This is a genomic window from Hymenobacter coccineus (genome assembly GCF_001816125.1).
In the GTDB taxonomy this organism is placed as follows: Bacteria; Bacteroidota; Bacteroidia; order Cytophagales; family Hymenobacteraceae; genus Hymenobacter; species Hymenobacter coccineus.
The window spans coordinates 1-225 of sequence record NZ_MDZA01000365.1; the positions used below are offsets into that span (position 1 = coordinate 1).

At 68.0% G+C, this 225-nt stretch carries 1 protein-coding gene; it reads right to left on the bottom strand.

Annotated elements, in window-relative coordinates; translation table 11 throughout:
- On the bottom strand, window positions 1-225 hold a 225-nt coding region (locus BEN49_RS28265), incomplete at both ends, for a hypothetical protein (RefSeq protein ID WP_158022993.1).

A 225-nucleotide genomic window follows, 5' to 3' on the forward strand; every position in this document is an offset into this window, starting at 1 on the left:
GCTGCGCAGCGTAGTGGCCGGCCGTGCGGCCCACCTCCAGGTTGTTGCCACCCACGTAGGCCGTGTAGACGGCGCGAAGTAATGCGCCGGTCCAGCAGCACCGCCGGAATCCCTTGGTTGTAAGCTGCTGCGCAGCGTAGTGGCCGGCCGTGCGGCCCACCTCCAGGTTGTTGCCACCCACGTAGGCCGTGTAGACGGCGCGAAGTAATGCGCCGGTCCAGCAGC